The sequence below is a fragment of the Kineococcus sp. R86509 genome (assembly GCF_042466365.1).
Classification (GTDB): domain Bacteria; phylum Actinomycetota; class Actinomycetes; order Actinomycetales; family Kineococcaceae; genus Kineococcus.
In genome coordinates this window covers 514,984-529,748 of record NZ_JAXHCE010000001.1, presented here as the reverse complement: position 1 = coordinate 529,748, position 14,765 = coordinate 514,984, and the positions used below count along the sequence as shown (strand labels likewise).

At 72.6% G+C, this 14,765-nt stretch carries 13 protein-coding genes; 7 read left to right on the top strand and 6 right to left on the bottom strand.

What is annotated here, in order from left to right; genetic code table 11:
- Positions 1-13: 13 nt before the first annotated feature.
- A complete protein-coding gene (locus tag SJY07_RS02605; protein ID WP_380156839.1) occupies positions 14-1,165 on the bottom strand; it encodes a glycerol dehydrogenase in 1,152 nt (383 codons plus the stop codon).
- 127 nt (positions 1,166-1,292) lie between these two features.
- On the opposite strand from SJY07_RS02605, the gene SJY07_RS02600 reads away from it, so the two are divergent.
- From SJY07_RS02600 to SJY07_RS02580, 5 genes are read left to right on the top strand one after another with little or no spacing between them, the layout of a single operon-like run.
- Positions 1,293-2,171 (top strand): ABC transporter ATP-binding protein, encoded by an 879-nt coding sequence (locus tag SJY07_RS02600; RefSeq protein ID WP_328295798.1) that lies wholly within the window; start codon positions 1,293-1,295, stop codon positions 2,169-2,171.
- Positions 2,168-2,929, top strand: coding sequence for an ABC transporter permease (locus SJY07_RS02595; RefSeq protein WP_380156836.1), 762 nt, complete (start codon positions 2,168-2,170; stop codon positions 2,927-2,929). Before SJY07_RS02600 ends, SJY07_RS02595 begins: the two co-directional genes overlap by 4 nt.
- A 20-nt stretch (positions 2,930-2,949) precedes the next feature.
- Positions 2,950-4,047: an ABC transporter substrate-binding protein gene (locus SJY07_RS02590; RefSeq protein ID WP_380156834.1), complete on the top strand. Its 1,098-nt coding sequence runs from the start codon at positions 2,950-2,952 to the stop codon at positions 4,045-4,047.
- Positions 4,044-5,108 carry an LLM class flavin-dependent oxidoreductase gene (locus SJY07_RS02585; RefSeq protein WP_380156832.1) on the top strand — a complete coding sequence of 355 codons (1,065 nt, stop codon included), beginning with the start codon at positions 4,044-4,046 and terminating at the stop codon, positions 5,106-5,108. Before SJY07_RS02590 ends, SJY07_RS02585 begins: the two co-directional genes overlap by 4 nt.
- Positions 5,105-5,740, top strand: coding sequence for a cysteine hydrolase family protein (locus SJY07_RS02580; protein WP_380156830.1), 636 nt, complete (start codon positions 5,105-5,107; stop codon positions 5,738-5,740). Before SJY07_RS02585 ends, SJY07_RS02580 begins: the two co-directional genes overlap by 4 nt.
- On the opposite strand, the gene SJY07_RS02575 is transcribed toward SJY07_RS02580, so the two are convergent.
- Genes SJY07_RS02575 through SJY07_RS02560 form a run of 4 tightly spaced genes read right to left on the bottom strand, consistent with a single transcriptional unit; the run spans position 5,730 to position 8,676 of the window.
- Entirely contained in the window at positions 5,730-6,524 is a 795-nt protein-coding gene (locus SJY07_RS02575) for an anti-sigma factor domain-containing protein (protein ID WP_380156828.1), read from the bottom strand. The genes SJY07_RS02580 and SJY07_RS02575 overlap by 11 nt on opposite strands.
- Positions 6,511-7,113 (bottom strand): sigma-70 family RNA polymerase sigma factor, encoded by a 603-nt coding sequence (locus tag SJY07_RS02570; protein ID WP_328295804.1) that lies wholly within the window; start codon positions 7,111-7,113, stop codon positions 6,511-6,513. The genes SJY07_RS02575 and SJY07_RS02570 overlap by 14 nt, the downstream gene beginning before the upstream one ends.
- A 50-nt stretch (positions 7,114-7,163) precedes the next feature.
- Positions 7,164-7,850, bottom strand: a complete 687-nt coding sequence (locus SJY07_RS02565) for a class F sortase (RefSeq protein WP_380156826.1) — start codon at positions 7,848-7,850, stop codon at positions 7,164-7,166.
- Entirely contained in the window at positions 7,831-8,676 is an 846-nt protein-coding gene (locus SJY07_RS02560) for a DUF4397 domain-containing protein (protein WP_328295806.1), read from the bottom strand. The genes SJY07_RS02565 and SJY07_RS02560 overlap by 20 nt, the downstream gene beginning before the upstream one ends.
- A gap of 256 nt (positions 8,677-8,932) precedes the next feature.
- Between SJY07_RS02560 and SJY07_RS02555 the strand changes: the two genes are divergently transcribed.
- Both SJY07_RS02555 and hrpA read left to right on the top strand, forming a co-directional pair.
- Positions 8,933-9,055: a twin-arginine translocation signal domain-containing protein gene (locus SJY07_RS02555; protein ID WP_380156824.1), complete on the top strand. Its 123-nt coding sequence runs from the start codon at positions 8,933-8,935 to the stop codon at positions 9,053-9,055.
- A gap of 540 nt (positions 9,056-9,595) precedes the next feature.
- Entirely contained in the window at positions 9,596-13,747 is a 4,152-nt protein-coding gene (hrpA, locus tag SJY07_RS02550) for an ATP-dependent RNA helicase HrpA (RefSeq protein WP_380156822.1), read from the top strand.
- Positions 13,748-13,825: 78 nt separating this feature from the next.
- On the opposite strand, the gene SJY07_RS02545 is transcribed toward hrpA, so the two are convergent.
- A complete protein-coding gene (locus tag SJY07_RS02545) occupies positions 13,826-14,581 on the bottom strand; it encodes an SDR family NAD(P)-dependent oxidoreductase (RefSeq protein ID WP_328295809.1) in 756 nt (251 codons plus the stop codon).
- Between the last annotated feature and the right edge of the window lie 184 nt (positions 14,582-14,765).

The following is a 14,765-nucleotide window of genomic DNA, read 5'->3' as shown; positions in this document are numbered from 1 at the left end:
CTGCCGGGGATTCTCAGTGCCCGGCGACGTACTTCACCGGCGCGGGCAGGCCGGCCTCGGCGCGGACCCGCGTCGCGAAACCCTCGATCGAACGCAGGGCCGAGACGACGTCGGCGGGACGCACCGCGAACGGCATCGAGTGGATGGTCTCGCTCGGGACCGTCGCGGCCTGCGCGACCGCGGTGAGGGTGTCGACGTCGTCGACGCCGAGCCCGATCTCGGTGAGCGTGTTCGGCAGACCGACCCGGGTCGTGAACTCGACGAAGTCACGGATCTCGGACGTGGGCGCACCCTCGAGGACGAGCTGGGCCAGCGACCCGATGTTGACCTTCTGCCCGTGCGCGAGGCCGTGCGCCTGCGGGGCGGCGGTCAGGCCGTTGTGGATGGCGTGCGCCGCGGCGAGACCGCCGGACTCGAAGCCGAGGCCCGAGAGCAGCGTGTTGGCCTCGATGACCTTCTCCACGGCCGGGGTGACGAGGTGGTCGCGCACGGCGTCGAGGGCGGGGAGGGCGTTCTCCCACAGGATGTCCCACGACAACCGGGCGAGCGCGGTGCCGGCCTGGGTGGGCAGTCCGCCGGCCATCGTCGCCGACCCGGACTTCGCGGTCGCGCGGGCCTCGAGCCACGTCGCGAGCGCGTCGCCCACGCCGGCGGCGAGCAGCTTCACGGGGGCGTTGGCGACGACCTGGGAGTCGATGAGGACGAGGTCGGGGTTGCGCGGGAAGAAGCGGTACTCCAGGAAGGCGCCCTCGTCGGTGTAGACGACGGCCAGCGCCGAGGTGGGGGCGTCGGTCGAGGCGACGGTGGGCACGCTGGCCCAGCGGATCCCGGCGAGGTGGCCGGCGGACTTCACGGCGTCGATGGTGGAACCGCCGCCGAGGCCGACGAGGACGTCCGCCCCGGTGTCCGCCACGACCTGGACGAGGCGGTCGATGGTCCCGACCGTGGCCAGGCCGGAGAACACGTCGCGGTGCACGGGCAGCCCGGCGCTGCGCAGCGACGCCTCGACGTCGTGTCCGACGAAGCCCCAGACGACGTCGTCGGCGACGAGGACCGGGTTCTCGCCGACGGCGGCGAGGTACTCGCCGACCTTGGCGAGGGCTCCCGGGCCCTGGACGTAGCGACCGGGGCTCATGACGGTGCGGATGGTGGTCTCGGCAGGCATGCCGACTCCTTCGACGATCGTCCTTCGTGGATGTTTCGTTCGTGAAGGAGCCTAGACCTCCTCCAAGCTTCAACCATCCGGGGGGTTCGCCGTCGGGCGCGGCCCGGCTCGTGAGTAGGGTCACCCCATGTTCTGCGAGCAGCCGTCCGAGGCCTCCGCCACGGCAGAGCTGCCGCCTTTCGTGGAGGTCCAGGACGCCTGCAAGACGTACCCGACCCGCGAGGGTGTCGTCCACGCCCTCGACCACGTCGCCCTGCAGGTGCCGCGGGGACGCTTCGTCAGCGTCATCGGCCCCTCCGGCTGCGGGAAGTCGACGCTGCTGCGGATGATCGCCGGCCTCGAGCAGCCCGACGGCGGGTCGGTCCGGATCTGCGGGCGCAGCGCCGCCGAGGCGGGGGCGGACAAGATGATCGGTTTCGTCCCGCAGGTCCCCGCGCTGCTGCCGTGGCTCGACGTCCTCGGCAACGTCCAGGTCCTGGACAAGGTGAACCGCGCGGGCACGGCACGCCGTCGCCGCAGCACGCCCAGCACTCCCGGTGCGCCCGGACTGGCCTCCGACCCGGTGGCCCTGCTCACCCGCCTCGGCCTCGGTGACGTCCTGCACCGCAAACCCCGCGCGCTCTCGGGGGGCATGCAGCAGCGGACGGCCATCGCCCGCGCCTTCGCCCTCCAGCCCGACGTGCTGCTCATGGACGAACCGTTCTCGGCCCTCGACGAGTTCACCCGCGAGGCCGCCCAGCTGCAACTGCTCGACGTGTGGCAGGAACTGCGGACGACGGTCGTCTTCGTCACCCACTCCATCGCCGAAGCCGTCCTGCTCTCCGACACCGTCGTCGTGATGGCCGCCCGGCCGGGGCGCATCGCGGGCGTCGTCGAGATCGGGCTGGACCGGCCCCGCCACCACGGGTTGCTGGACTCCGCGGGCATGCACGAGCACGAGCACCGGATCCGCCAGGTCCTCGAGACCGCGTGGAACCCCCTCGACCCCTCGCAGGACGTCGCGTGAGGATCCTGCACCCCCGGTTCTGGCTCCCGACGGTGCTGGCGCTGGTCGTCGTCGCGCTGCTCTGGAGCTGGGTCGCGCAGGAGAACCCCTACGTCCTGCCGACGTTGTCGAGCGTGGGTCAGCAGTTCCGCGAGGACCCGAACCTCTACCTGAGCAACGCGGGAACGACGTTGCAGGAGGCCCTGGTCGGCCTGGTGTTCGGCACCGTCGGGGCGGTCGTGCTCGCCGTGCTGGTGGCCGAGTCGCGGATCCTCTGGCGGGCGTCGATGCCGTTGGCGGTGATCCTCAGCGTCACCCCCGTCGTCGCGATCGCCCCGGCGCTCGTCGTCGCGTTCGGGTTCGGCATGACCCCCAAGTACATCGTGACCGGTCTCATCACGTTCTTCCCCGTCCTGATGAACACCGTCACGGGGTTGCGCTCGGTCGACCGGCACGTGCTCCAGGTCTTCCGGACGGTGAACGCGTCCCGCCTCGACGTCCTGGTCCGGTTGCGCTTCCCCAGCGCGTTGCCGTACCTGTTCTCCGCCCTGCGGGTGGTGTTCCCGCTCTCGCTGGTGGGGGCCATCGTCGCGGAGTTCTCCGCCGCGGGGGCGAAGTCCGGGTTGGGCACGCTCATCAGCGTCGCGAGTTCGAACTCGCAGCTGGACCGGGTGTTCGCCGCCATCGCCTGTCTCGCCGCGATGGGTTCGCTGTTGTTGCTGCTCGTCACCACCGTCGAACGTCGTGCCCTGGCCTGGCACGAGTCGCAGTCCCGCTGAGAACACCGAGGAGACCCCCTGTGAGCCTTCCCCGCACCCCGCTCGCCGTCGGCGCGATCGCCGCCCTGCTGCTCGCCGGCTGCGGAGGTTCCGACGACGGCGCCGTCGACGGTGTCTCCACCCCCTCGGCGACCAAGGGTTCCGCGGTCTCGGCGGAACGGTGCAAGGAGAACGAGGCCGCGGGGAAGATCACCTACATCACGGGTTTTCAGTACCAGGCCTCGGCCGGCATCCTCGATCCCATCGCGGCGAAGGCGCTGGGCTACTTCGACGCCCTCTGCCTCGACGTCGAGATCCAGCCGGGCACCGGTGAGACCGCGCAGAACGCCCAGCTCGTCGCGGCCGGCACGGCGCAGATCTCCTCCATCGCCGGCAACGGCGACGTCCTGGTGAACGTCGCCAACGGCGTCGACGTGCAGGCCGTGGCGATGTTCGGCCACGTCCCGGTGGCGACGCTCATGACGAAGCCCGACATCACCGACCTCAAGCAGCTCGAGGGCACGACGCTGGGGCAGAAGGGCGCGTTGCCGGTCACCATCGAGGCCATGCTGCGCGCCGCGGGCGTCGACGTCTCGAAGATCACCCAGGTCGAGGTCGGCTACGACCCGACGGTGCTGGTTCGCGGGCAGGTGCAGTCCCTCACGGGGTACAAGTCCAACGAACCGCTGACCCTGGAGGCCAAGGGGGAGAAGGTGAAGCTCTGGAACCCCGAGGACTACGGGGTTCCCGGATCCATCGCGACGACCATCGTCAACCCGGCGTTCCTGAAGGACCACCGCAGTGCCGTCGAGGACTTCCTGCGGGCCCAGCTCAAGGCCTACGCCTACTGCGAGGACGACGCCGGCGAGTGCGTCGCCGACGCCGCGGAACTCTCCCAGGCCGGTTACGACACCGACCACAACGTCCAGGTGTGGCAGACGGAGTCCAAGCTCGTCGACGACTCGTTGCCGCAGGGCCAGGTGCTCGGTCAGATCGACGACACCGCCGTCCGGACCGAGGGGGACTTCCTCGTGCGGATGGGTCAGATCCCCGCGGTGCCGGACCTGAGCACCCTCGTCGTGCCCGACCTCGTGACCCCGCTCTACGCCGACGGTCAGCTCGTCTGGCCCGCACCGTGAACGCCCCCACGACGGCGCCGACGGAGTTCGGCATCTTCCTGCCCATCGGCAACGGGGGCTGGATCATGTCCGACACGGCGCCGCACCCGCAGGCGACCTACGAGCACAACCGCGAGGCCGCGCTGGCGGCGGAACGCATCGGCCTCGACTTCGTGATGTCGATGGCGAAGTGGCGAGGTTACGGCGGTCGGACCGACCACTGGGGCCAGACCCTGGAGTCGATGACGATGATGTCGGCGCTGGCCGAGGCCACGCACCGGGTGAAGGTCTGGGCGACCGTCCACACCAACCTGTTCCACCCCGCGCTGGTGGCGAAGATGTTCGCCACCCTCGACCAGGTCTCCGGCGGGCGCTGCGGCATGAACGTCGTCGTGGGCGCCTACGAGCACGAGTTCTCCCAGATGGGGCAGTGGCGCGCGGACTTCAGCCACGACGACCGCTACCGCTACACCGAGGAGTGGATCGACCTCGTCGAACGGTTGTGGACGGAGGACTCCGTCACCGCCCGCGGGGAGTTCTTCACCCTCGACGACTGCCAGTCCCGCCCCCACCCCGCCCAGCGGCCGACGCTCATCGCGGCCGGCCGTTCGGCGGCCGGGATGCGGTTCCAGGCGGCCCACTGCGACGGGTCCTTCCTCACCGCCGAGGACCTGCCGGGGTTGCGGGCGGCCAGCCGCGACATCAAGGCGATGGCCGCGCTGCGGGGTCGCTCGATCAAGACCTACGCCATGCTCACCGTCGTGCTGGCCGAGACCGACGCGGCCGCGCAGGCGCGGTTCCGCGAGTACGGGCGCGGGTACGACGCCGAGGCCATCACGAACATGAAGCTGTCCTGGGGTCTGCCGCTGGAACGTGCGATGTCCATGACGGCCGGGGACGAGGCGCACGAGGCGTTCCAGACCGCCGTCGTCGTGGGTGGTCCGGACTCCGTCGTGCGCCAGATCCAGGAGGTGGCGGGGGAGACCGGCCTCGACGGCATGATGCTCATCTTCCCCGACTACCTGCCGGACCTGGCCGCGTTCGGCGAGCAGGTGCTGCCCGCGTTGCGGGCAGGGGCGTGAGCGACCCGCGGCTGGAACTCCTGCGCGACCTCCCCGGGGCGCTGCTGGTCGTTGACGTGCAGCGCTCCTTCGCCGACCCGGAGGTCCTGGCCCACCTGTCCGAGACCGCCCGCGTCGACGTCGCCGCCGCGGTGCTGGGGGTCCGGGCCGCGATCGACCTGGCCCGGACCGGGGGAACCGCCGTCGTCTGGCTGCGGCTGCGGGTCCCGCCGGACGACCCGTGGCCGGCGTCGAACTGGTTCCGCGGTCGGACCCCGGACGACCCGTGGCCGACCGAGTGGGAACCCTGCGTCGAGGGCACCGACGGCATCGAGTGGTACGCCGTGGAACCCCTCGACGGGGAACTCGTCCTCGACAAGCGGACCTACGACGGTTTCGCCGGGACCGGGTTGGCGGAGACGTTGCACGGGTGGGGGACCGGGTGGGTCGCGGTCACCGGGCTCACCGGCGACTGCTGCGTCCTGGAGACGGCCGGGTCCGCCTTCACCCACGGTTTCCGGACCCTCGTGGTGGCCGACGCCACCGCCTCCCACGACCGGGCCACCCACGACGCGGCCCTGCGGGTGCTGGCCGAGCACAGCGCGGTGCTCGTGGACCTCGCCGAGATCGAGGACCTGCTGCTCACGCCCTGACGGTCAACGTCCCCCGCAGGACGCTGTCGGAGGAGTGACCGGGGTTCCCGTCGAGGGGTTCCCGGGAGACGTCGACGACGTCGAAACGGCCGAGGTCCAGGTCGGCGGGCAGCGTCACCGACATGGCCATGCCCGCCCCGGCGCCCGGGTCCGGGCTGAGGAAGCCCAACGGCACCAGGCCCCCGTCGGCGTCGAGCAGCCACGCCTCGAGGAAACCGTCGGGCACCGCCGCCACCCCGGAGATCCGCAGTTCCAGACGTCGGCTCCCGTCGGCCTCGGTGACGTCGGCGCTGCCGCTGCCGGACCCGGCCAGCGGTTCCAGCGCGGCGGTGGACACGACGGCCTGCGCGGGCGCCGCGGTCGTGGGTTCCGCCGGGCCGGAGAGCGCCCTCGTCCCCAGCGCACCGACGCCCAGGCCGACGAGGGCGGCCGCGGCCACCGGCACCCACCGCGGCCGGCGGAGCGGACGCGGGGTGTCCGCCCGGCGCAGGGGGACGACGACCGGTGCGCTCGCCGTGGGGGCACCGGAGCCGGTGGGGTCGATGCCGAGCTCGCGGGCGACGTCCTCCCAGGTCCCGGCCGGGACCGGGACGGGGGTCACCGACTCCTGCGACCGGGCCGAGCCGACCACGCGGCTGATCTCGGCGACCTCGGTGCGACAGGTGGCGCAGGCCTCGAGGTGGGCGTGCACCTCCGGTGCGACCTCCTCCCCCAGGGCGAGCAGCACGACGACGTCCTCGGTGAGGTGTTCCGCCGCCGTCGGGGGCGTCTCATCGATCGGCACTGTCGTCCTCCAGGCGCGATCGCAACCGGCGCAGGGACCGCCGGAGGTGGCTCTTCACGGTACCCACCGGCAGGCCCGTGCGTTCGGCGATCTGGACCTGGGTGAGGTCCTCGAAGAACGCGAGCCGGACGACGGTGCGCTGCGGTTCCCCGAGGCCGTCGACCTCCGCGAGCAGGACGAGGCGGTCGGTCGCCACGTCCTGCGGTGCGGCCTCCAGCACGACGGTGCTGTCGCCGCCGCGCAGCAGCTCCGGGTCGGTGACGACCTCGGGACGGTAGCGGGTCGCCAGCGCGTCGGCGATGCGGTGCCGGGCGATACCCACGAGCCAGGCCGGGAACGAGGCCGCGGAGGGGTCGAAGCGTTCCCGCGACCGCCACGCCGACACGAACACGTTCTGCACGACGTCCTGCGCGTCGGCCTCGTCGAGACGACGCCGCGCGAGCCCGTTGACGAGCGGGGCCCACCGCTCGAACGCCTCGCGCAGCCCGCGTTCGTCTCCCGCAGCGACGGCCCGGCCGACCGCGGCGTCGTCCCACGACGCGGGGTCGGTCCAGTCCGCCGCCGGCGACGGGCTCGGCCGGGGGCTCACGGGCACCACCGTAGGGGCCCCGACGGGCTGCGCCAGTCCACCGGTCCGGCTCAGAGGGCGGTCACGACGACGTTCTCGGCGTAGGACCGGGTGGAGCGGTCGAAGTCGCCCCCGCAGGTGATCAGCTCCAGACGGGGGTCGCCGGTCCGGGCGAACACCTCCTCCGCGGGCAGGTCGGCCTTGAGGTAGGAGTGGCGCGAGGCGACCCGGAACTCCGCGACCCCGCCGTCGGAACTGGTGATCCGGACCGTCGTCCCGGCCTCCAGCGACGCCAGGTCGATGAGGGCCCCCGGCCCGTCCGCGTGGGTGTCGACGTGCCCGGCCAGCACGGTCGCCCCGGCCTCCCCGGGGACGGATCCCCAGCGGTACCAGCCGACCTGCTGCGGGTCCTCGGGGACGGCCAGCGCCCCGTCGGCGTCGACCCCGACGGGGACCACGGGTGCGTCCACCCCGAGGTCGGGGATCTCCAGGCGCACCGGGACGGGCGTCGGGGCCGGAGCCGAGGGGGCGGCGTCCCGGCGGCCCACCGCGGCCGGCCCGGTCGTCACCGGGCTCGTGACCGGCGTCGGGACCGGGACGGGGCTCGCCGCGGGGACGACCGGCAACGGCGCACCGAACCCCGCGGCCGGACGGGAGGACCACCACCCTGCGACGAGGAAGACCCCCGCGACGGCCAGGACGACCGCGACGAGCGCGGCGCCCCGGGCCAGCCGTGCGTCAGCGCGTGGCGTGCGCACGCCGCGAGACGACGGTCGCCGCACCCGCACCGACCAGCGCCAGCGCACCGGCGCCGACCACCCAGCCGGACCACCCGTTCTCGGCGAGACCACCGGAACCGGAGGGGACCCCGGACGGCGCGCCGGCCCCGCCGGTCACCTGCTGGGTCGCGAGAGCCAGGTTGGCGTCCGCGGCGGAACCCCAGGCGTAGACGATGGTCTGCGTCCCTTCGGGCAGGGTCAGGTCCGCCGGGCCGATGGCGACCTGGTCGGTTCCCGCCAGGACGACGTCCGCGCTCACCGTTCCCGCGGGCACGGTGACGCTGGCCTCGTTCGGGTTGGTGAGACCGGTGAGCACCGGTGTGCCGCCGGCCCGGACGTCGACCGCGGGGGCCGCCGCGACGTGGCGGACGGTGAGTTCGGACTCCCCGGCCGCGAGGTCCGCGGGCGCGTTGACGAACGGCGTCAGCGCGGGCGTTCCGGCGGCGTCGAGGTGGGCGACCACGGTGACGTTCGCCCCGGCGGGGACCTGGACGCCCTTCGCCGAGATCGCGGGCTGCGTCGCGGCCGGGTCGGCGCCGGCGGGGTAGACCGCGAGGTCGTAGCTGCCGGAAGGCAACTGCTGCGGGTCGGTCAGGGTTCCAGGGGTGAAACCGGGGACGAGTTCCTTGCCGTTGGCGTACACGTCGACGGTGAGGCCGGGAACCGCGTGCAGGATCGAGACGGTCGCGGTGTCGCTCGTCGCGGCCGCCGACGCCGTGCCCGCGGTGGCCAGCGCGGCCACCGGGACGGACAGCGCGATGAGCGGGGCGGCGACGAGGGCGGCGGTGCTGCGTGCAGTGCGCATCGTTTCTCCTCCAGGAGGGGCGGCGGGCCGCTCGGTGCGGCCCGTCACCCCCTCTTCCGGCCCGGGGAGGAGAACGGATGCAGTTCTCCCGAGGTTTCTCGGAGGTTCCCGGAGTTCCCCGCTCCCGGGTCAGACCAGCGGTGCGGCGAAGTAGTACGAGGTGTTCGGCCAGGACTTGTCGGTCCCGGTCACCGTGCCGTCGAACGCGTGACGTGCGGAGGACAGGTGGGTGACCTGGTAGCGGTAGAACCCCGGCGTGCTGCCGGCGGCGCAGTCGAGGTCGGCCAGGTCGCCCGCCCGGTCGCGCAGGACGTTCTTGAAGACGACGGGGGCCGAGACCGTGGCCGCCGCCGGTTCCGCGACGGCGTCGACGTGGTAGCCGCTGTTGTTCCAGGGGGCGCCGTCCAGGGAGCCCGTGCGGACCCACCCGGCGCGGACCGTGGTGCCGGCGACCACGGCGCCGTCGGTGAAGCAGCCCAGCGTGAGCTCGCCCTTCATCGTGGACTCGACGTAGCTGCGGTCGCTCGAGGGACCGAGGGCGCTGCGGACCGAGAGGTCGGTGCCGGAGACGACGAGGTGGCTCTCGACCTGTCCCGCCCGCAGGGCCACGTGGGCGGTCCGGGTCCGGCGCTCGGTGGCGTCGGCGCTGGTCGCGGCCCCCACCGCGGCCAGACCGGTGCCGAGGGCGAGGGCGGCCGCTGCGCCGACGGCGAAGCGGGCAGCAGGACGTGCGGAAGTGATCATGGTGTTCCCCCAGGTGAAGTGACCGTCGCTCCCCGTGACGGCCACGAGCAGCGTCGCGCGATCCGGGAGTCGCGCGCCAGCGGAACCGCCCGTTCGCTCCGCCGGATGTTCGACGGAGGGTGACGGTTGCTCCGATCGGGTGCGGTCGGGGTGGGCCACCTAGACTCGGGGGGTCATGTCCCGGTCCTCCCAGCGGCGTTCACGACCCGCGTCCCGCAACCCCGTCCGTTCCCGTCCCGGCTCGGCGCCGGGGGCGCTGCCCGACGACCCCCGCGCCACGGCGCTGGCCGAGCGGCTGCGTGCGGTCTCGCTGCGCGACGAGGACCGCCTCCGTCGTCGACTCGCCGGTCTCGCCCGGCGCCCCGTGGACCTCGAGCAGGAGCTCCCGGGCCTCGAGGAGCAGACCGCGACGGCCGAGCGCCGGGTGGCAGCCCGGGTGGCGAGCGTTCCCGCCCTGCACTACCCGGAGCAGCTGCCCGTCAGTCAGGAGAAGGACCGCATCGCGGACGCGCTGCGCGAGCACCAGGTCATCGTCGTGGCGGGGGAGACCGGGTCGGGCAAGACGACCCAGCTGCCGAAGATCTGCCTCGAGATCGGCCGCGGTGTGCGCGGACGCATCGGGCACACCCAACCGCGACGCATCGCGGCCCGGGCCGTCGCCGAACGCGTGGCGGAGGAACTCGGCACCGAGCTGGGCGCCAGCGTGGGCTACGCCGTCCGCTTCACCGACACCGTCGGCGAGGACAGCCTCGTCAAGGTGATGACCGACGGCATCCTGCTCGCCGAGATCCAGCGCGATCCCGAACTGCTGCAGTACGACACGCTCATCATCGACGAGGCCCACGAACGCAGCCTCACCATCGACTTCCTGCTCGGCTACCTGGCGCGGCTGCTGCCGCGCCGGCCCGAGCTGAAACTCGTCATCACCTCCGCGACCATCGACCCGGAACGGTTCTCCCGGCACTTCGGTGGCGCCCCGATCCTCGAGGTGTCCGGGCGGACCTACCCCGTCGAGGTGCGCTACCGGCCGCTGCTGGCGAGCGAACTGGCGGACGAGCTCGCCGGCGGCTCGGGTGAGGACGACGAGGGGGACTCCCTCGACGAACGCGACGAGGTCGTGGGCGACGACCGCGACCAGACCGAGGGGATCCTCGACGCCGTCCGTGAACTGGCGGCCGAGGGACCCGGTGACGTCCTCGTGTTCCTGCCCGGCGAACGGGAGATCCGCGACACCGCGGACGCCCTGTCCGACCTGGTGCAGGAACGGGAGTTCCGCGGGACCGAGATCCTGCCGCTCTTCGCCCGGCTCTCGGCCGAGGAGCAGCACCGGGTGTTCCGGCCCCACGGCAACCGCCGGATCGTGCTGGCCACCAACGTGGCCGAGACCTCGCTCACGGTCCCCGGCATCCGCTACGTGGTGGACGCCGGGACGGCGCGCATCTCCCGCTACAGCCACCGCACCAAGGTGCAGCGGTTGCCGATCGAGCGGATCTCGCAGGCCTCGGCCAACCAACGCGCCGGCCGTTGCGGTCGTGTCGCGGACGGCATCTGCATCCGGCTCTACTCCCAGAACGACTTCGAGTCGCGTCCGGAGTTCACCGACCCGGAGATCCTGCGGACCAACCTGGCGGCCGTCATCCTGCAGATGACGTCCCTCGGTCTCGGGGACATCGGGGCGTTCCCCTTCGTCGAGCCCCCGGAACCGCGGGCCATCACCGACGGCCTCGCCCTGCTGTCCGAGCTGGGCGCGCTGGAGACCGCGCGGGCGGGTGACCGCGGGCCGCGGCTGACCCGCACGGGCCGGGACCTGGCCAAGCTGCCCATCGACCCGCGGCTGGGCCGGATGGTCCTGGAGGCCCAGCGCAACGGCTGCCTGCAGGACGTCCTCGTGGTCGTGGCGGCGCTCTCGGTGCAGGACCCGAGGGAACGCCCCCTGGAGAAGCGCGAACAGGCCGCGCAGCTGCACGCCCGGTTCCGTCACGAGCAGTCCGACTTCCTCACGTACCTGAACCTGTGGTCCTACCTGCAGCACCTGCAGCGCGACCTGTCGTCCTCGGCGTTCCGCCGCCGGGTGAAGGCCGAGATGCTGCACTTCCTGCGCATCCGGGAGTGGCAGGACACCTACTCCCAGCTGCGCCGCGTGGCGCGGGACCTGAAGTTCTCCGTCGAGACGCGGGAACCCGCCGAACTCGACGACGACCAGCTGTTCCCCGATCCCGGCTACGACGCCGACGCGGTGCACCGCTCACTGCTGGCCGGGTTGCTGGGCAACATCGGCTCCAAGGACGTGCGCGAGGACACCTCGAGCGCCGGCAAGGGCCGTCGCGACTCCCGGCCCGCGCGCCAGCAGGTCGAGTACAACGGTGCCCGCGGGGCGAAGTTCGCGGTCTCGCCCGGTTCCTCGCTGGGCCGACGCAGCCCGGACTGGGTCGTCGCGGGGGAACTCGTCGAGACGTCGCGGCTCTGGGCCCGCGTCGTCGCCTCGATCGACCCGCGCTGGATCGAACCACTGGCGGAGCACGTGGTGCGCCGCGTCTACTCCGAACCGCGGTGGTCGCGCAGCCGGGCGGCCGTCGTCGCGACCGAACGCGTCACGCTCTACGGCGTCCCCATCGTGGTGGGCCGCAAGGTCGCCTACGGCGGGATCGACGCGGAACTCTCGCGCGACCTCTTCATCCGCGCCGCCCTGGTGGAGGGCGACTTCGAGACGCGTCACGAGTTCTTCCGGCGCAACCGGGAACTGCTCGACGAGGCCGAGGAGCTGGAGCACCGCGCGCGGCGGCGCGACATCGTCGTCGACGACGAGGTCTTGTTCGAGTTCTACGACGCGCGGATCCCGGCCGACGTCGTGTCCGGCCGGCACTTCGACGCGTGGTGGAAGGAGGCTCGTCGGGCGGACCCCGACCTGCTGACCTTCGACCCGGCGATGCTGGTGCGGGTGGAGGACACCGTCAGCGAGGAGCAGTTCCCGCGCGTGTGGCGCCAGGGCGACCTTGAACTCGCCCTCGACTACGTCTTCGACCCCGGTTCGGCCGCCGACGGGTTGACCGTCGACGTCCCCGTCGAGGTCGTCAACCGCTTCGACGACCGGGACCTGCTGTGGCAGGTCCCGGGCTTCCGGCACGACCTGATCACGGCGATGATCCGGGCGCTGCCCAAGGAACTGCGCAAGAACCTCGCCCCGGCTCCCGACAAGGCGGCCCGCTTCCTGGAGAACGTCCGCCCGCACGTCGACCGGTTCTGGCCCGCCTTCGAGGCCGAGATGCCGCGGTTGGGCGACGGCACCGAGATCTACGCCGAGGACGTGGACTGGACCAAGGTGCCCGGGTACCTGCGCCCGACGTTCCGCGTGCTGGCGGGGGACGGGTCGACCATGGCGGTGGGCAAGGACTTCGCCCGCCTGCGCGCCTCGTTGGAGACCGAGGTCGTGGAGACCCTCACGGCCGCCGCGGACGACGTCCAGCGCACCGGGGCGACGTCGTGGGCGGACCTGCCCGACGAGGTCCCGCTGACCCACACCAGCGTCGTGCGCGGCAGCGACGTGACCTCGTTCCCGGCGCTCGTCGACGAGGGGGAGTCCGTCGGGCTGCGGACGTTCCCGAACTCCGTGCAGGCCGCCGTCGCCCACCGCGAGGGGGTCCTGCGGTTGCTGACGCTCGCCCTGCCCTCCCCGGTGCGCACCGTGCAGAACTCCCTCGGCAACGACGCCAAGCTCCTGCTGGCCCGTGCTCCGCACGCCGACGCGAACGCGGTCGTGGCCGACTGCGCCCAGGCCGCCGCGGCGCAGCTGCTCGACGAGGAGGACGGCGGATCGGTCCGCACCGCAGCCAGTTTCGAGGAGCTGCGAACCCGGGTGGCGGGGCGCTTCGTGGACCTGACCGTGAGCGCCGTGGAGCGCACCCTGCGCGTCCTGCGCACCGCGGCCGCGGTGGAGAAGAACATCTCCCGCACCAGCAGCCTCGTCCTCGTACCCTCGCTGGCCGACGTCCGGGAGCAGTTCACCGGACTCGTCCACGAGGGTTTCGTCACCGACACCGGGGTGGACCGGCTGCCGGACCTGCTGCGCTACCTGCAGGGGATCGACCGCCGGCTGGCGACGATGCCGGAGAACCCCCAGCGCGACCGGGTGCGGATGGCGGAGTTCGCCCGGGTCCGCGAGGAGTACCTGAAGCGGGTGCGACGTGCGGGGTCCCCGGTGCCGCCGGACCTGGGGCGGATCCGCTGGACGCTGGAGGAACTGCGCCTGCAGAAGTTCGCCCCGGGTGTCCCGACGGCGCACCCGGTCAGCGACGAACGGGTGCTGAAGGCCCTCGCCGACCTCCCCTGACCGACTCCTGGGGGACTTTCCACCCTTCCCGGGCCCGGGAAGGGTGGGAAGTCCCCCAGAAGTCGATGGGTGGGTGGGTCAGTGGGCGGCGTAGCCACCGTCGACGAGGTGGTAGGAACCGGTCACGAAGCTCGCGGCGTCGCTGGCCAGGAAGGCGGTCAGGGCCGCGACCTCCTCGGGGGTGCCGAGGCGGCCCGTGGCGTGCTGGGCGGCGAGTCCCGCCTTCGCCTCGGCGGAGAGGTTCGCGTCGATCAGCGGGGTCTGGATGAAACCCGGACCGACGGCGTTGACGCGGACACCCTGTCCGGAGTACTCCAGCGCGGCGTTCTTGGTCAGGCCGATGACGGCGTGCTTGGTGGTGACGTAGGCGCTGGAGCCCTGGATGCCGACGCTGCCGAGCACGGAGGCCATGTTGACGATCGAGCCACCGCCCGCGGCGAGCATGGCGGGGATCTGCGCCTTGAGGGCGTAGAACACCGCGTTGAGGTTGACGTTCATCACCTTGTGCCAGGAGTCGAGGGAGTACTCCGCGACCGGCGCGGCCTCGCCGCCGATGCCGGCGTTGTTGACGGCGACCTTCAGGGGGGCGAGTTCGCCGGCGGCGGCGACCATCGCCACGTTGGTGTCGAAGTCGGCGACGTTGCCGACGAAGGCCCGGGCGGTCCCGCCGGCCTCGGCGATCTCGGCGACGACCCCGTCGGCCGACGCCTCGACGAGGTCGGCGACGAGGACGGAGGCGCCGTTCCTCGCCAGTTCCAGCGCGACGGCGCGGCCGATGCCGGAACCCCCGCCGGTGACGATGGCGGAACGGTTGCTCAGGTCGTAGGTGGCCATGCTCGATCTCCTCAGATCATTGTGTGCGACATGTGTCGGACAACGTGACGACAGTACGCCCGGCGAACGACCCGGGCCAGGCCCGGGGTCACCGTGGGGCCGAACGGGCGCGACCTCGCTCACGCGGGTGCCCGTCCGGCTCGTGACGGAGGGGAGGGGCCCGGCCACGTAGGCTGCTCTCCCG